Consider the following 15351-nt stretch of genomic DNA (forward strand, 5'->3'; position numbering starts at 1 on the left):
CGGGCCAAAACCCGGCAAGATTGCAGCGCATCCGTGATACTGGAGAGGATGCGAAACGAAACCAGCCGCCCGACCCGCTCTCAGTCGCTCCGCAGCGACCGACCTCAGGTGCGTCCCACCGCCGAGGGGTGGGTGCAGCCGATGGGCCCGGATGGGCGTCCGCAGCTGCAATTCGCGGCTACGCGGCGCGTCAAGCCGTCGCCCCGCCATCTGGCTGATCTCACCATGGCTGAGCGGCAGGAGTGGCTGAAAGAACTTGGGTTCCCGGCGTTTCGGGCCAAGCAGCTTTCGACACACTACTTCCAGCACTACACCGACCGGGCAGAAAATATGACCGATCTGCCCGCGAAAGATCGCGATGAGCTGGTGGCGCAGACCCTTCCGACACTGCTCACCGAGGTGCGCCGACTGCGTACCGATGATGGCAACACCATCAAATTTTTGTGGCGCTGTTTCGACGGCGTGCTCGTCGAGTCGGTGCTCATGCGCTATCCGGGGCGGATCACGCTGTGTGTTTCTTCGCAGGCGGGATGTGGGATGAACTGTCCGTTCTGTGCCACCGGACAAAACGGTCTGACACGGAATCTTTCGACCGCTGAAATTGTCGACCAGATCGTGCAGGCAAACCGGGCGATCGCCGGCGGTGAACTCGGGGGAGTGCGTGCGGATGGTGTGCCCGAGCGCGTAAACAACATCGTGTTCATGGGGATGGGTGAACCGCTCGCCAACTATAAACGCATCATGAATGCGATCCACCGGATGGTTGACCCGGTTCCCGAGGGGCTCGGCATGTCGGCGCGCGGGATTACAGTGTCGACGGTCGGACTCGTGCCCGCGATCCGCAAACTCGCGAATGAGGGACTGCCGCTCACCTTTGCACTCTCGCTACACGCGCCCGACGACGAGCTGCGTGATGACCTCATCCCGGTCAATAGTCGCTGGCAGGTGGATGAAGCGCTGGATGCGGCCCGTGAATATTTCGACAAGACCGGCCGCCGGGTGTCGATTGAGTACGCGCTCATTAAAGACATGAACGACCATGCCTGGCGCGCCGATCTGCTGGCCGACAAACTCAATGCGCGGGGTCGTGGCTGGGTGCATGTGAACCCGATCCCGCTGAACCCCACTCCGGGTTCGATCTGGACTCGGTCAACTCCCGAAGCGACCGAAGAGTTCGTGGAACGGCTGCGGGCAAAGGGCGTACCGACCACGCTGCGTGACACCCGAGGTAAAGAAATCGACGGCGCCTGTGGCCAGCTGGCGGCTGCCGACGAGCAGCGTTAGACCAGCGAGAGTAGCCCAGCCACTGGGGCGCGACCGAGCTCGCCACGTTTGGATCGTGGCGGATCTGGCTCGGTGACGCGCGGTGAGACCAACCAATTCTGATCGGGGCGACGTACCCTGGAGAGGTGCCAGAATCCGCGTTTATGTCTCCGAACCAAGCCAAGACCCCGGTGTTGCACGTGCAGCATGCACGGGTACACAATCTCAAAAATGTGTCGGTCACGGTGCCCCGTGACAAGATGATTGTGTTCACCGGGCTCTCGGGGTCGGGGAAGTCGTCGCTGGCTTTTGACACGATTTTCGCTGAGGGGCAGCGCCGTTATGTCGAGTCGCTTTCTTCATATGCGCGGATGTTTTTGGGGCAGGTTGACCGGCCCGATGTTGATCTCATCGAGGGGTTGAGTCCGGCGGTTTCAATTGACCAGAAATCAACCAACCGCAACCCACGCTCAACCGTCGGCACCATCACTGAAATCTACGACTACATGCGCCTACTGTGGGCGCGGGTCGGCACCCCGCACTGTCCCGTATGCGGTGAGCGAATTGCGGCGGCCACCGTGCAGCAGATTGCCGACCGGTTGATGGAGCTTGCCGCAGGCACGCGCTACCAGATCCTCGCCCCGGTAGTGCAGCAGAAAAAGGGCGAATTCGTCGACCTATTCTCGTCACTTTCGCAGCAGGGATTTGCGCGCGCGATTGTCGACGGTGAACGCGTGCAGTTGACGAACCCGCCGGCGCTCAAGAAGTCGTATAAGCACGATATTTCGGTGATCGTTGATCGGCTCGCCGCCAAGGATGATTTGCTCGGACGCCTCACCGACTCGCTCGAAACCGCGCTGCGACTGGCTGATGGGCGGGTCACGATCGATTTCGTCGATCGCGACAGCGACGATCCCGAGCGCACCATCACGTTTTCCGAGCAGCTGTCATGCCCCAACAATCACGATCTTGCGCTCGCCGAGATTGAGCCGCGCACCTTCTCGTTCAACGCCCCCTTTGGCGCCTGCCCAACCTGCGATGGTCTCGGTACCCGAATGTCGGTGGATGAGGATCTCATTATTGGAGACCCGGATGCATCCCTCGCCGAGGGCGCGATTTTGCCGTGGTCGTCGCAGGGAAAATCGCTCTACAAATACTTCGATCGTCTGTTGCGCGGATTTGCCGACGAACTCGGCTTCTCTCTCACCACTCCCTGGCGGAAGCTGCCGAAGCATGTGCAGCGGGCCCTGCTGCACGGCAAAGACCACAAGGTGCGGGTGCGATACCGCAATAGGTATGGCCGCAACGTCACCTACTCATCGGGATTTGAGGGCGTCGTGCCCTACCTCGAACGGCAATTTGCCGAGGCCGAATCAGACACCGCCCGCGACCGCTGGCGACAGTATCTACGTGAAGTGCCGTGCGCAGCCTGTCAGGGTGCACGACTGCGCCCCGAGGTGCTGGCGGTCACCGTACAGGGCAAATCAATCGCTGATGTCACCTGGATGTCGCTCGACGAGGCGCTCGCCTTCTTTGACAACCTCGAACTCACGCCACGCGAGCAGCAGGTGGCGGCACAGGTGCTGCGTGAATTGCGTTCGCGGCTGAGCTTCCTCACCGAGGTGGGATTGAGCTATCTCGACCTGGCACGCTCTGCTGGCACGCTCTCGGGTGGTGAGGCTCAGCGAATTCGGTTAGCGACACAGATCGGCGCCGGACTCACGGGTGTGCTCTACGTGCTTGATGAGCCCTCGATCGGTTTGCACCAGCGCGATAACCGTCGCTTGATCGACACGCTCATAAAGCTTCGTGATCTCGGTAACACCCTGATCGTGGTCGAACACGACGAAGACACAATCCGGGCGGCCGACTGGCTCGTTGATATCGGCCCGGGGGCAGGGGAGTACGGCGGTGAGGTCGTGCACTCCGGCAGTTACGACGAGCTGCTCAATAACGAAGCATCCATCACCGGCGACTATCTTGCCGGCCGGCGGAGCATTCCGGTGCCCGCCAAACGGCGCAAAACCGACCCGAAACGAAAACTCACCGTCGTGGGTGCCCGCGAGAACAACCTGAAGAATGTCACAGTCGATTTCCCACTGGGCGTATTCACCGCGGTAACCGGCATTTCAGGTTCCGGCAAGTCATCGCTCGTGAACGATGTGCTTGAAAAAGTGCTCGCAAACCGGCTCAACGGGGCGCGGCAGGTGCCGGGTAAACACACGCGAGTAACCGGCATCGAGCATCTCGACAAGGTCGTGCATGTAGACCAGGCGCCGATCGGCCGCACCCCGCGCTCGAATCCAGCCACCTACACGGGCGTGTTTGACCGCATCCGGAACCTGTTTGCTGAGACACCAGAAGCAAAGGCGCGCGGCTACCAGGCGGGACGATTCTCGTTCAACGTTAAGGGTGGTCGGTGCGAAGAGTGTCGCGGTGACGGCACGATCAAGATCGAGATGAACTTCTTACCCGACGTTTACGTCAAGTGTGAGGCGTGCGGTGGCAAGCGCTACAACCGCGAAACCCTGCAGGTGCACTACAAGGGTAAGACCATCGCGGATGTGCTCGACATGCCGATCTCGGAAGCAGCCGACTTCTTTGAACCCATCACCGCGATTCACCGCTATTTGCAGACGCTGGTGGATGTGGGGCTCGGCTATGTGCGGCTCGGGCAATCAGCCACGACACTATCGGGCGGGGAGGCGCAACGAGTGAAGCTTGCTACTGAGCTGCAGCGGCGCTCGAACGGTCGCACAGTGTACGTGCTCGACGAACCCACCACCGGATTGCATTTTGAAGACGTGCGCAAACTGCTCGTTGTGCTGTCTGGGCTGGTCGATAAGGGGAATACCGTCATCGTCATCGAACACAACCTCGACGTCATTAAGAGCGCCGATTGGGTGATCGATCTCGGCCCGGAAGGTGGTGCCGGCGGCGGCGAGGTTGTCGCCGAGGGAACACCCGAACAGGTTGCCGCGGTCGACGCGAGTGCGACCGGGCAATTTCTTGCCGAGCTGGTCACACCCACGCCGCGCCGGCCGCGACGCAAGAAGTCGTAGCGAATGATTCGCGATGACTGAAGGTTTTGACTGGCGGCCGCGCACGGGGAACATTCCCGATAAACCCGGTGTGTATCGCTTTATTGATGCCTCGGGTCGGGTGCTGTACGTAGGGAAGGCGAAGCGGCTGCGGCAACGCCTGCAAAACTATTTTGCGCCACCGGCGACACTACCGGAACGCACTCGGCGGATGGTTACTTCGGCGCGCGATGTGCAGTGGACCGTGGTACGCAACGAAGTCGAGGCGCTGCAGCTCGAGTACGCACTCATTCAGGAACTGTCACCGCCGTTCAACGTGCGCCTCAAAGACGATAAGTCGTACCCGTTTATGGCGGTGACCCTCGGCGATGAAGCGCCGCGGGTGATGGTAACCCGCAACCGCAAGATTCGTGGCGCACGCTATTTCGGTCCGTATCCGAAAGTGTGGGCGGTCAACGAGGCGATCGATTTGATGCTTCGGGTGTTCCCCATCCGCACTTGCAATGACAGCAACTATCGTCGCGCAATGCAGACCGGCAAACCCTGTTTTGCCGGGCAGATTGGTAAATGCGGCGGCCCTTGCTCGCAAAAGGTAACCGTCGAAGCACACCGCAAAATTGTCGACGAGTTCGTGCACTTTATGGAGACCTATGACCGGTCGATCGTGGATGATCTCGAACGCCAGATGCGGCAGGCGGCTACCGAGCTGCGTTTTGAGGACGCGGCGAAACTGCGCGACCGGGTGGCTGCGCTCAACACGGTGCTCGAAAAATCGACCGTAGTGGTGGCCGACTCAACCGATGCCGATGTGTTCGGGCTGGCTGAAGACGAATTGGCTGCCGCGGTGCAGCTGTTTACGGTGCGCAAGGGGCGAGTGCGGGGAGTTCGCGGTTGGGTGCTCGATAAAGAACTGGATGTGGAGCGTCCCGTGCTCATTCAGCAGCTGCTGCAGGAGGTGTACGGCACACTTGAGCAGCTTCCGCCACGCATCGTGGTGGTGCCGGAGCTTCCTGACGATGCCGACGCACTTGCCGATGTGTTGAGCCAAATACGCGGTGCAAAAGTTGAGCTTCGTCAGGCTCAGCGCGGCGCGCTGGCTGATCTGTCACGCAGCGCCAACGTCAACGCGGCCGAATCACTGAAACAGTACAAACTCAAACGCACCGCCGACTATGTTGCACGCACCGAAGCCCTCAATGATTTGCAAGGAGCGTTAGGCCTCAGCGAAGCGCCGCTGCGCATCGAGGCCTATGACATCTCACATCTGCAGGGAACCGGCATCGTCGGCTCGATGGTGGTGTTCGAAGACGGGCTTCCCAAACGCAGCGACTATCGTCGCTTCAATATCGCCTCAGCCCGCGACGATACCGACGCGATGCACCAGGTGCTCTCGCGCCGCCTGGCCCATCTCACCGAACTCGAAACTGCATCCGAGTCGGGTGCCGAATCAGGTGCCGAATCGGGTGCTGAAACGGCAAAGAAAAAATCTAAGTTTGCCTATCCACCGCAGCTGCTGCTCATCGACGGCGGCCAACCGCAAGTGGCTGCTGCACAGCGTGCCGTCGACGAGTCTGGGGTGACCGGGCTCGCCGTGGTCGGCATTGCGAAACGGCTCGAAGAGCTGTGGCTACCGAATGATGATTTTCCGGTTATCTTGCCGCGTTCATCCGAGGCGCTTTTCCTTGTGCAACGGCTGCGTGACGAGGCGCACCGGTTTGCGATCACCGCACAGCGCCAATCGCGCCGACGAGATATTCGTTCCCAGCTCGAAACCGTTCCCGGACTCGGCCCCACCCGTATCGCAGCGCTGCTGCGCAAATTTGGCTCGGTGACGAAACTGCGCCAGGCGAGCGTAGCGCAGCTGTGTGAGGTGCCGGGGATCGGGCAGGTGACGGCCCAAACCATTTACGACACCATCGCCGGAACACAGTGACAAGCACACTGGCTTAACCTGGGGTTAAACTCGCAGCGTAAGTGCCGTTCAGATCGGTACGCTTTAGCTATTGGGTGCAGCTGAGGGGGCAGTATGAATGAGGCATCGACAAGCTCGATGGGTGATGAACGGCAGCGGTTGGTCATTGTCACCGGCATGTCAGGCGCTGGCCGCTCGACCACCTGCAAGGCATTTGAAGACCTCGGCTGGTTCGTAGTCGACAACCTGCCACCCCAGATGATTCGGCCGCTAAGCGAAATTGCCACACATGCGAGCGGGTCAATTCCCAGGCTTGTGGTTGCCGTAGACATTCGCGGCGGGCGACTGCTCGAGGGCTTCGCCGACTTCATGAAAACGCTGCGGGAAAACCACGATGTGGATGTGGTTTTCCTCGACGCCACTGATGAGCGACTCGTGCGTCGTTACGAACACTCGCGACGTCCTCATCCGCTGCAAGAGGGCGGCACCATTCTCGAGGGTATTCAGCGTGAGCGTGAACGGCTCAGCGAGATTCGCAGCATTGCCGACATGGTGATCGACACGACCGAGCTGAACGTGCATCAGCTTGCGCGACGCATTTTCGAGCGCTTTGGCGATCCTGACGAAAACCGAATCCAGGTGTCGGTCACGAGCTTTGGCTTCAAATACGGCATTCCAACCGATGCCGATCTGGTGTTTGATATGCGATTCTTGCCGAATCCGTTTTGGGTTGAACAGTTGCGGCCCTTCAACGGACGTGACAAGCAGGTGAGCGACTACGTGCTCGAGCAGGAAGGCGCCGAAGAGTTTCTCGCCGGTTTTCGTCAGCTCATCGGGCCGGTGCTTGTCGGTTACGAGCGTGAAAACAAGCGGCACGCGCTCATCGGCATCGGTTGTACGGGTGGAAAACACCGTTCGGTAGCCATGACTGAAAGAATTGCGAGTATTCTTCGTGAACGCGATGATGTCGCCGTGCAGGTGCGGCACCGCGATCTTGGCCGCGAATAATCCTGGCCGTGTGCCGGCAGCACCGGTTGTGTGCGCGATACCATCGGTCAACAGCACGAGAAATTGAAGCGGTAACCGCTCAGTAGGCGGAACTATCGAGTGATGAGAAAGCAGGAAACACAATTGTTGTTGACCGCGCAGGTGAAGCGTGAGATCTCTTCGGTAAACCCGGGCAGCACACAGGCCCGGGCTGCTCAAGTGTCGAGCCTGTTGCGATTCGCCGGCGGCCTGCAAATGATCTCGCATCGATACATCATCGAAGCCGAACTCGGTGACGAAAAGGCTGCCCTGCGCCTGGCGAGCGAACTGAGCACCCTGTTTGGCGCCCGCCCGCGGTTGAGTAAGCAGGTGGGTGGCGAAGGGAAGTCCTACGTGGTTCGCGTGCTCGAGCAGGGCCAGACCCTCGCCCGACAAACCGGGCTCATGGACAATCGCGGTCAGATCGTGCGTGGCCTGCCGAATCGGCTCGCCATCGGCCAGGCCGATACGCTCGCCGCCGTGTGGCGAGGCGCGTTCCTGGCCGCCGGTACACTCACCGAACCCGGACGCTCCGCATCGCTCGAGATCGCCTGCCCAAATCAAGAAACCGCCATGGCACTCGTAGGCGCCGCCGCGCGGCTCGGCATCTCGGCAAAAGGACGTGAGGTGCGTGGCGCACACCGGGTAATGATCCGTGAGCCCGAAGCGATCAGCGCCATGCTGTCGACGCTCGGAGCCAAAGAAGTGCTGGCCGATTGGGAGAAGAATCGGCAGCGCCGCGAGACTCGGGCCACTGCGAACCGACTCGTCAACTTCGACGACGCGAATCTGCGGCGCTCGGCACAGGCCGCAGTGACCGCGTGCGCGCGCGTGGAACGGGCGTTTGAGATTCTCGGTGATGAGGTGCCCGAGCATCTGCGCTATGCGGGCGAGCTGCGACTGCAGTATCGCGATGCATCACTCGACGAACTGGGCCGGCAAGCCGAGCCACAGATGACCAAGGATGCGGTTGCGGGGCGCATTCGCCGCCTGCTGGCGCTCGCCGATCGAAAGGCCGCTGAACAGGGCATCCCAGACACTGAGACAGCGCTCGAGCCTGACGACCTGGTCTAGTGCCAGGGCGCGCCCATTCAAACTCACAACCGCGGGTGTCCGGGCGCAAAAGCTGGGAACGCTGTTTGCGTTTCCCCGCTAGCCTGGCCGCGGAGTCAATCCGGGGTCAACACCGCGTTACCTCTCCCACAAACGCACACTCCCAACACCTAGGAGCATCCTGTGACCAAGATCGCGATCAATGGATTCGGCCGTATCGGACGTAGCTACGCCCGTGCCCTACTTGACGGCAGCCATCCCAACCTTGAACTGGTTGCCATCAACGATCTCACCGACAACCACACTCTTGCTCACCTGCTGAAGTATGACTCGACCTCAGGCGTTCTGCCGAACGACATCCGCCACGATGACGAGAACATCTATGTGGATGACCGTCAGGTGCACGCGTTGGCCGAGGCTGACCCCGCCAAGCTGCCGTGGCGTGAACTTGGCGTTGAGCTCGTGCTCGAGTGCACGGGCCGGTTCAACGACCCGGCCAAATCGCAGGCGCACATCGATGCCGGTGCCAAGAAGGTGCTGCTCTCAGCCCCCGCCAAGGGTGCTGGTGCTCCCACCTTCGTGTGGGGTGTCAACCACACCGACTACAACCCCGACACTGACCACATCATCTCGAACGCCTCGTGCACCACCAACTGCCTTGCGCCCATCGTCAAAGTGTTCAACGATAGCTTCGGCATTGTCTCCGGTCTGATGACCACCGTGCACGCGTACACCTCCGACCAGAACCTGCAAGACTCACCGCACCGCGATCTGCGTCGTGCCCGCGCCGCTGCGCTGAGCATCATCCCTACCACCACCGGCGCAGCCAAGGCCATCGGCCTGGTGCTGCCAGAACTGGCGGGTAAACTCGACGGCTTCGCACTGCGCGTGCCGGTAGAGACCGGCTCGATCACCGACCTCACCCTCGTTACCGAGCGTGAACTCACCGTCGAAGAGGTCAACGAGGCATTCCGAGTGGCCGCCGAGGGCGAGTTCAAGGGCATCCTCAAATACAACGAAGACCCGATTGTTTCGCGCGACATCATCGGCGAGCACCACTCGTCGATCTTTGACGCACCGCTAACCCGCGTCATCGGAAACCAGGTCAAGATCTCATCTTGGTACGACAACGAGTGGGGTTACACCGAGCGTCTGATGGATTTCTCGGCCTACATCGCCGAGCGTCTCTAACAGCCCTTCGAATCTCTAAGGAAGGAATTAGTAATGGCTCTGCGTACGCTCGAAACCCTCGGCGACCTTGCCGGGAAGCGTGTAATCGTGCGCTGCGACCTCAACGTGCCGCTTGACGGCACCGAGATCACCGACGACGGCCGTGTGCGCGCCTCGCTGCCCACACTGCGGGCGCTGCTCGAACAGGGCGCCAAGGTCATCGTCATTTCACACCTCGGCCGACCGAAGGGAACTCCGACGCCCGAGTTTTCGCTTGCCCCCGCGGCAGCTCGCCTGGGCGAGTTGCTCGGTAAAGACGTGGTGCTCGCGGCCGACACAGTGGGCGAGAGTGCCCGCGAAGCGGTTGCTAACTTGACCGACGGCGATGTTGTGGTGCTTGAGAACCTGCGCTTTAACCCGGGCGAAACCAGCAAAGATGATGCCGAACGCGAAGCGTTTGCCGCCGAACTTGCCAAGTTTGGCGACGCCTATGTGTCGGACGGTTTCGGAGTTGTACATCGCAAGCAGGCCTCGGTGTACGACCTCGCCAAGGCACTGCCTTCGGCTGCCGGTTACCTCGTTGCCAACGAGGTGGAAAAGCTCGGTCGCGTGGTGAATAACCCCGAGACCCCGTTCACAGTTGTGCTCGGTGGCTCGAAGGTGTCAGACAAGCTCGGTGTTATCGAGAACCTGCTCCCGCGCGTGAACCGCCTGGTCATCGGCGGTGGAATGCTGTTTACCTTCTTGGCAGCCCAGGGCCACGCCGTGGCGAAGTCGCTGCTAGAAGCTGAGCAGCTCGAGACGGTAAAGCGTTATATTGCCGAGGCCGCTGAGCGTGGCGTTGAACTACTGCTGCCGAGCGATATTGTCGTTGCCGAGAAGTTCGCGGCGGATGCCGACCACGCGGTGGTTCCAGCCGACGCGATCGAATCTTCCAAGTTTGGCACCGAGGGTATCGGCCTCGACATCGGTCCCGAAACTGCGCGGGCCTATGCCGATGCGATCCGTACCTCGAAGACCGTGTTCTGGAACGGTCCAATGGGCGTGTTCGAGTTCGCCGCATTCGCCGGCGGCACGCAAGCCGTTGCGCAGGCACTCACCGAGGTTGACGGACTCTCAGTGGTGGGCGGTGGCGATTCGGCCGCTGCGGTGCGCACGCTCGGCTTCGCCGACGACGAGTTCGGTCATGTTTCAACCGGTGGCGGTGCGAGCCTCGAACTCATCGAAGGCAAACGACTGCCAGGCCTTGAGGTGCTCGGATGGTAACGCAGCGCACCCCGCTCATGGCGGGCAACTGGAAGATGAACCTCGATCACCTGCAGGCGATCGCGCTCGTTCAGAAGCTCGCGTGGACCCTCAAGGACGCCGAGCACAACTACGAGGACATCGAGGTCGCGGTCTTCCCTCCGTTCACCGATATTCGCTCAGTGCAAACCGTTGTGGATGCCGACAAACTCGGTGTGCGCTACGGCGGGCAAGATCTCTCACCGCACGACTCGGGTGCGTACACCGGCGATATCTCCGGTGAGTTCCTCAAACGTCTGGCATGTAGCTATGTGCTTGTGGGGCACTCCGAACGCCGCACGCTTCACGGCGAGACCGACGAGGTGTGTGCCGCGAAAGTGCAGGCGGCGCTGCGCCACGATCTGGTGCCGGTGCTCTGCGTTGGCGAAACACTTGAGCAACGCGAAGCCACCGATAACCCGGCTGAGGTCGCGGTAGCCCAGCTGCGGGCAGCGCTGGCTGAGGTTGCGAATGATGCTGAAGTGGTGATCGCCTATGAACCCGTGTGGGCGATCGGCACCGGGAAGGTAGCCACCGCCGAACAGGCGCAGGAAGTGTGCCAGGCGCTACGTGCGGCACTTGTCGAGCGCTTCGGCGCCGAACGTGCGGCGCAGCTGCGAATTCTGTATGGCGGTTCGGTCAAACCCGACAACATTGCCGCACTCATGCGCGAACCCGACATCGACGGTGCGCTCGTGGGCGGTGCCAGCCTGAGCGTCGAAGATTTCGCTTCGATTGTTCGATTCCGGCACCACGTGGGCGCATAGTCGTTTTTCGTGACCGATCACCGTTAGACTGTTACGAGGCCCGGACCTGTCCGGGCCTCGTAACAGCACTCGGTGCCACCCGTAATACAAGAGGTTTCTGTGGACATCTTCCTCATCATCCTGCAAGTCTTGCTCGCCATCACCAGCGTGCTGCTCGTGTTGCTCGTGCTATTGCACCGCGGCAAGGGTGGCGGTATGAGCGACATGTTCGGTGGCGGAATCACCTCGGGTGCGCAGTCTTCGGGCGTGGCAGAAAAGAACCTCAACCGCATCACCACGTGGGTGCTGGTGTTTTGGGCGCTCATTATCGTGCTGATGGGAATTATCACCAAGTACCAAACGCCCGGCATCGTTTAGCTGCGTTCTGGTAGCGGGCGCGCGCTGACGACTCCGTCGAGCAGACAGTCAGTTGTGGCGCACCGACTAAACGGCGGTTACCGTCTCGTTCGAGATCGTAACCGCCGTTTCGTATTGGGCCGGTTGGTGATGTGGGCCGCTGAACATGTTTCAGCCAAGCGCCGCATCATCGGCGTAAAGACGCACCGCCTCGCTGGCAGTAACCCGAGCGATTGGATAGTTCTCGCGATTGTCGCCCAGCGCATCCGCGAGCGCGTCGCGCTTACTTGCCCCCGTCGCGTACACCACAACAAACCGTGATGCGCCGATCACCGGCAGCGTCAGCGTTACCCGCTGCGCCGGTGGCTTGGGGGAGTCATGCACCGCGACGGCAATTCGGTCGGTCACTCCAACCTGGGCTAGTCCGGAAAACAGTGAAGCGGTGTGACCATCCGGGCCCATTCCGAGCAGCATGACATCAAATTGCGGCGTGCCGGATGCAGCAACTGGCAGGGTGCGAGCGATCTCGTCGCTATAGCGTGCAGCTGCGGCGTCAACGTTCATCTCTGCCGCCGCTGACGCTACCGCGTGCACCTGCTTTTCTGGCAGCCCACCAACCCCGTCGAGGGCGGCCGCAAGCAGCGTGGCGTTTCGTTCCGGATCGCCCGCTGGTAAGAATCGTTCATCGGCGAACCAGAAATGCACTCGCTGCCAGTCGAATCTGCAGCTGTTGCCGGTCTGGAACAGCAGTGGCAACACCACTTCGCCGAGTGAGCCGCCCGAAACCGCGATATGAATCTCACCGGGTTCTTCGCTACGGCGAATCAACCAGGTGAGCACTTCGTCCACGAGTGTTTTCGCAGCAGCCTCGGCGGTGGGGGCGTGGACGAGAGCAGCGTCGCGCAGCGACATCGGATCCTCCATCGGTGTTGTGGTGAGCGTGCTGTTCGTGTCACGGTGGCACGAACTATGACTCGCCGTGATGATCTTCGAGCTGTAGGCGTGGAACACCACGAAGTAACACGTCGGCATACACCTCGTCGGGTGCCAGCGAACGGAGCTCTTCGGTGAGCACCTCGGTAATCGTGCGCACCGGTAGCGGAACGAGCTGCTCGGGTTGCCCGTCTTGGCGGAAACGCAGCGTGTCGGTGTCGATTCGCTCGAACACAAACGAGCCCGAGTTGCGTTTCAGCGCTACCGAGTAGAGGTTCACACGGCCATCTTCACTGAGGTGGGTGGCAGCATCGTCTAGAGCCGGCACAACCTCAACCGGAATCTCGAGAAAATGCTGTAGCCATGCCGCCATGAGCAGCGGCACCGTGCTGTCGGCCCGGCCAACCACGCGCGCGCCGAGGACGGTCTCAAACGGTGGTTGATCGAGCACTGCCGCCAGCTGGGCACGCCATCCGGTGATGCGCGTCCAGTCGAGGTGGGCGTCGCCGGGATGAAAATCGGCTGCGAGCCGTTTGAGTCGTTCGAGTGTCGACGCGCAGTGGGGCAGCTGCTCGGCGGCCTCATCGACAATCCGCACCGTCGCCAATCGGCCCAGAGGAGTGCTCGAGGGAGAACCACCTTGCCAGCGCGGCCACCACACCACCACGGGGGCATCCGGCAACAGCAGCCCCTGCACGAGAGTCTCGGCGTCGGCAGCGGCTTCACCACTGGCGTGGAGCACCACAACCTCACCGGCACCGGCGTCGCGACCGACACGGATTTCGGCGTCGAGTTGGGTTTCTGCATCGGAGTTTGTGTGAATCACGATGACACGCATCGGGTGTTCGCTGCTTGCCTCGTTCGCGGCACGAATCGCGTGCTCATCCACCGTGTTTTCGTTGACGACAACGAGGGTGAGTACGCGGCTCAGCGCCAGCGCGCCGCCCTCCTCACGCACCTCAACGAGTCGGCGTGCGATCTGTGAGGTGGTGGTGTTGGTCAGTTCGATAATCACGGGCGCCTCCACATTCGGCCGTCACGACGCATCAGCGCATCAGCTGAGGTAGGGCCCCAAGAACCGGGGCGATAGATTTCGGGTGCACCGGCGGTTGCCCAGTACTCCTCGATCGGGTCGAGGATGCGCCACGAAAGCTCCACCTCTTCGTGTCGCGGAAATAGTGGTGGGTCGCCGAGCAACACATCAAGGATGAGCCGTTCATAGGCTTCGGGGCTCGACTCGGTGAAAGCGTGCCCGTAGCCCATATCCATGGTCACATCACGCACACGCATGCGCGCACCGGGTACCTTCGAACCGAAGCGCATGGTCACGCCTTCGTCTGGCTGCACGCGAATTACCAGCGCGTTGGGGCCGAGTGAGGCCCGCTCGGCGGGCGCAAACAGGTGCACGGGTGCCGGTTTGAACGTGATCGCGATTTCAGTGACGCGGCGGCCGAGCCGTTTACCGGTGCGCAGATAAAACGGTACGCCCTGCCAGCGGCGCGATTCAACCTGCAGACGCATCGCCGCATAGGTTTCGGTGAGCGACTCCGGGTTCATACCGTCTTCGTCACGGAAGGCGCGCACACGCTCACCGCCCTGCCAGCCACTACCGTATTGACCACGAGCAGTGGTGAGCCCGAGATCATCCCCGAGCCGCACCGCCGCGAGCACCTTCTCTTTTTCGGCCCGCAGATCTTTGGCGGTAAACGAGAGCGGTTCTTCCATCGCGGTGAGCGCGAGCAATTGCAAGAGGTGATTCTGAATCACATCGCGGGCAGCACCGACGCCGTCGTAATAGCCGGCACGTCCTGAAACACCGATGTCTTCGGCCATGGTGATCTGCACATGGTCAACCCAGTTTGCGTTCCACAGCGGCTCGAACATGGTGTTCGCGAAGCGGAGCGCCAGCAGATTCTGCACCGTTTCTTTACCGAGGTAGTGGTCGATGCGGAAGATCGAATCGCTCGGGAAACACGACTCGATGATGTTGTTGAGTTCACGGGCACTGGCCAGATCATGGCCGAACGGTTTTTCAATGATCACGCGTCGCCACTGATCGCCGGTCGACTCGGCAAGTCCAGAGCGACGCAGCTGTTCGGTTACCGCGGCGAACGAACGCGGCGGAATCGACAGATAAAAGGCGTGGTTGCTGCGGGTGCCCCGATCGCGATCGAGTTCGCCGAGCACCTGTGTGAGCCGATCAAACCCCTCGTTGCTGTTGAACTCACCATTCACAAAGCGAATGCCCGCCGCCAGCTGCCGCCAGACTTCTTCGCTCCACTCGGTGCGTGCGTGTGCACGAACATTCTCGAGCACAAAGCTTCGGAACTCATCGTCGCTCCATGACCGGCGGCCAAAACCAACCAGCGCAAACGAGGGTGAGAGCAAACCGCGATTGGCGAGGTCGTAGATCGCGGGCAAGAGCTTTTTACGACTGAGATCTCCGGTGACTCCAAACAGTACGAGACTGGAGGGACCGGCGATCCGATCCAGACGCCGCTCAACCGGCGGGCGTAGGGGATTACAGCTGGCAGAAACGGGAACGGGACTCAATGCTGCCACCCAT

The 15351-nt window shown here is 61.1% G+C and carries 12 protein-coding genes; 9 read left to right on the forward strand and 3 right to left on the reverse strand.

Translation table 11 applies throughout. The annotated features are described in order from the left end of the window. The first annotated feature begins 48 nt into the window (after window positions 1-48). The 9 genes from rlmN to secG all read left to right on the forward strand — a co-directional run bounded on the left by rlmN (window position 49) and on the right by secG (window position 11873). Complete coding sequence (gene rlmN / locus RQ865_RS00425) at window positions 49-1284, forward strand: 23S rRNA (adenine(2503)-C(2))-methyltransferase RlmN (protein WP_311476525.1); 1236 nt, start codon at window positions 49-51, stop codon at window positions 1282-1284. Window positions 1285-1427: 143 nt separating this feature from the next. Next, window positions 1428-4325, forward strand: a complete 2898-nt coding sequence (uvrA, locus tag RQ865_RS00430) for an excinuclease ABC subunit UvrA (protein ID WP_311476528.1) — start codon at window positions 1428-1430, stop codon at window positions 4323-4325. 13 nt (window positions 4326-4338) lie between these two features. Then, a complete protein-coding gene (gene uvrC / locus RQ865_RS00435) occupies window positions 4339-6237 on the forward strand; it encodes an excinuclease ABC subunit UvrC (protein ID WP_311476530.1) in 1899 nt (632 codons plus the stop codon). A 93-nt stretch (window positions 6238-6330) separates the two neighbouring features. Continuing rightward, on the forward strand, window positions 6331-7224 hold the full coding sequence (gene rapZ, locus RQ865_RS00440; RefSeq protein WP_311476532.1) for an RNase adapter RapZ: 894 nt from the start codon (window positions 6331-6333) through the stop codon (window positions 7222-7224). 123 nt (window positions 7225-7347) lie between these two features. Continuing rightward, window positions 7348-8316: a DNA-binding protein WhiA gene (gene whiA / locus RQ865_RS00445; protein WP_311477028.1), complete on the forward strand. Its 969-nt coding sequence runs from the start codon at window positions 7348-7350 to the stop codon at window positions 8314-8316. A 162-nt stretch (window positions 8317-8478) separates the two neighbouring features. Continuing rightward, entirely contained in the window at window positions 8479-9486 is a 1008-nt protein-coding gene (gene gap / locus RQ865_RS00450) for a type I glyceraldehyde-3-phosphate dehydrogenase (protein ID WP_311476534.1), read from the forward strand. 33 nt (window positions 9487-9519) lie between these two features. Further along, on the forward strand, window positions 9520-10731 hold the full coding sequence (locus tag RQ865_RS00455) for a phosphoglycerate kinase (RefSeq protein ID WP_311476536.1): 1212 nt from the start codon (window positions 9520-9522) through the stop codon (window positions 10729-10731). Continuing rightward, window positions 10725-11516 carry a triose-phosphate isomerase gene (gene tpiA / locus RQ865_RS00460; protein WP_311476538.1) on the forward strand — a complete coding sequence of 264 codons (792 nt, stop codon included), beginning with the start codon at window positions 10725-10727 and terminating at the stop codon, window positions 11514-11516. Before RQ865_RS00455 ends, tpiA begins: the two co-directional genes overlap by 7 nt. Window positions 11517-11615: 99 nt before the next feature. After that, entirely contained in the window at window positions 11616-11873 is a 258-nt protein-coding gene (gene secG / locus RQ865_RS00465; RefSeq protein ID WP_311476540.1) for a preprotein translocase subunit SecG, read from the forward strand. Window positions 11874-12023: 150 nt separating this feature from the next. On the opposite strand, the gene pgl is transcribed toward secG, so the two are convergent. The 3 genes from pgl to zwf are packed head-to-tail and all read right to left on the reverse strand — an operon-like array spanning window position 12024 to window position 15338. Beyond that, window positions 12024-12764, reverse strand: coding sequence for a 6-phosphogluconolactonase (gene pgl / locus RQ865_RS00470; protein ID WP_311476542.1), 741 nt, complete (start codon window positions 12762-12764; stop codon window positions 12024-12026). A gap of 55 nt (window positions 12765-12819) precedes the next feature. Then, window positions 12820-13800 (reverse strand): glucose-6-phosphate dehydrogenase assembly protein OpcA, encoded by a 981-nt coding sequence (locus tag RQ865_RS00475; protein WP_311476544.1) that lies wholly within the window; start codon window positions 13798-13800, stop codon window positions 12820-12822. After that, entirely contained in the window at window positions 13797-15338 is a 1542-nt protein-coding gene (zwf, locus tag RQ865_RS00480) for a glucose-6-phosphate dehydrogenase (protein WP_311476545.1), read from the reverse strand. The genes RQ865_RS00475 and zwf overlap by 4 nt, the downstream gene beginning before the upstream one ends. Between the last annotated feature and the right edge of the window lie 13 nt (window positions 15339-15351).

This window comes from uncultured Gulosibacter sp., from assembly GCF_963509965.1.
In the GTDB taxonomy this organism is placed as follows: domain Bacteria; phylum Actinomycetota; class Actinomycetes; order Actinomycetales; family Microbacteriaceae; genus Gulosibacter.

Bases quoted from the DNA above. Each gene is read 5' to 3' on its own strand.
- rlmN (WP_311476525.1), top strand. From the start codon at position 49: ATGCGAAACGAAACCAGCCGCCCGACCCGCTCTCAGTCGCTCCGCAGC.
- uvrA (WP_311476528.1), top strand. From the start codon at position 1,428: ATGTCTCCGAACCAAGCCAAGACCCCGGTGTTGCACGTGCAGCATGCA.
- uvrC (WP_311476530.1), top strand. From the start codon at position 4,339: ATGACTGAAGGTTTTGACTGGCGGCCGCGCACGGGGAACATTCCCGAT.
- rapZ (WP_311476532.1), top strand. From the start codon at position 6,331: ATGAATGAGGCATCGACAAGCTCGATGGGTGATGAACGGCAGCGGTTG.
- RQ865_RS00455 (WP_311476536.1), top strand. From the start codon at position 9,520: ATGGCTCTGCGTACGCTCGAAACCCTCGGCGACCTTGCCGGGAAGCGT.
- tpiA (WP_311476538.1), top strand. From the start codon at position 10,725: ATGGTAACGCAGCGCACCCCGCTCATGGCGGGCAACTGGAAGATGAAC.
- pgl (WP_311476542.1), bottom strand. From the start codon at position 12,764: ATGTCGCTGCGCGACGCTGCTCTCGTCCACGCCCCCACCGCCGAGGCT.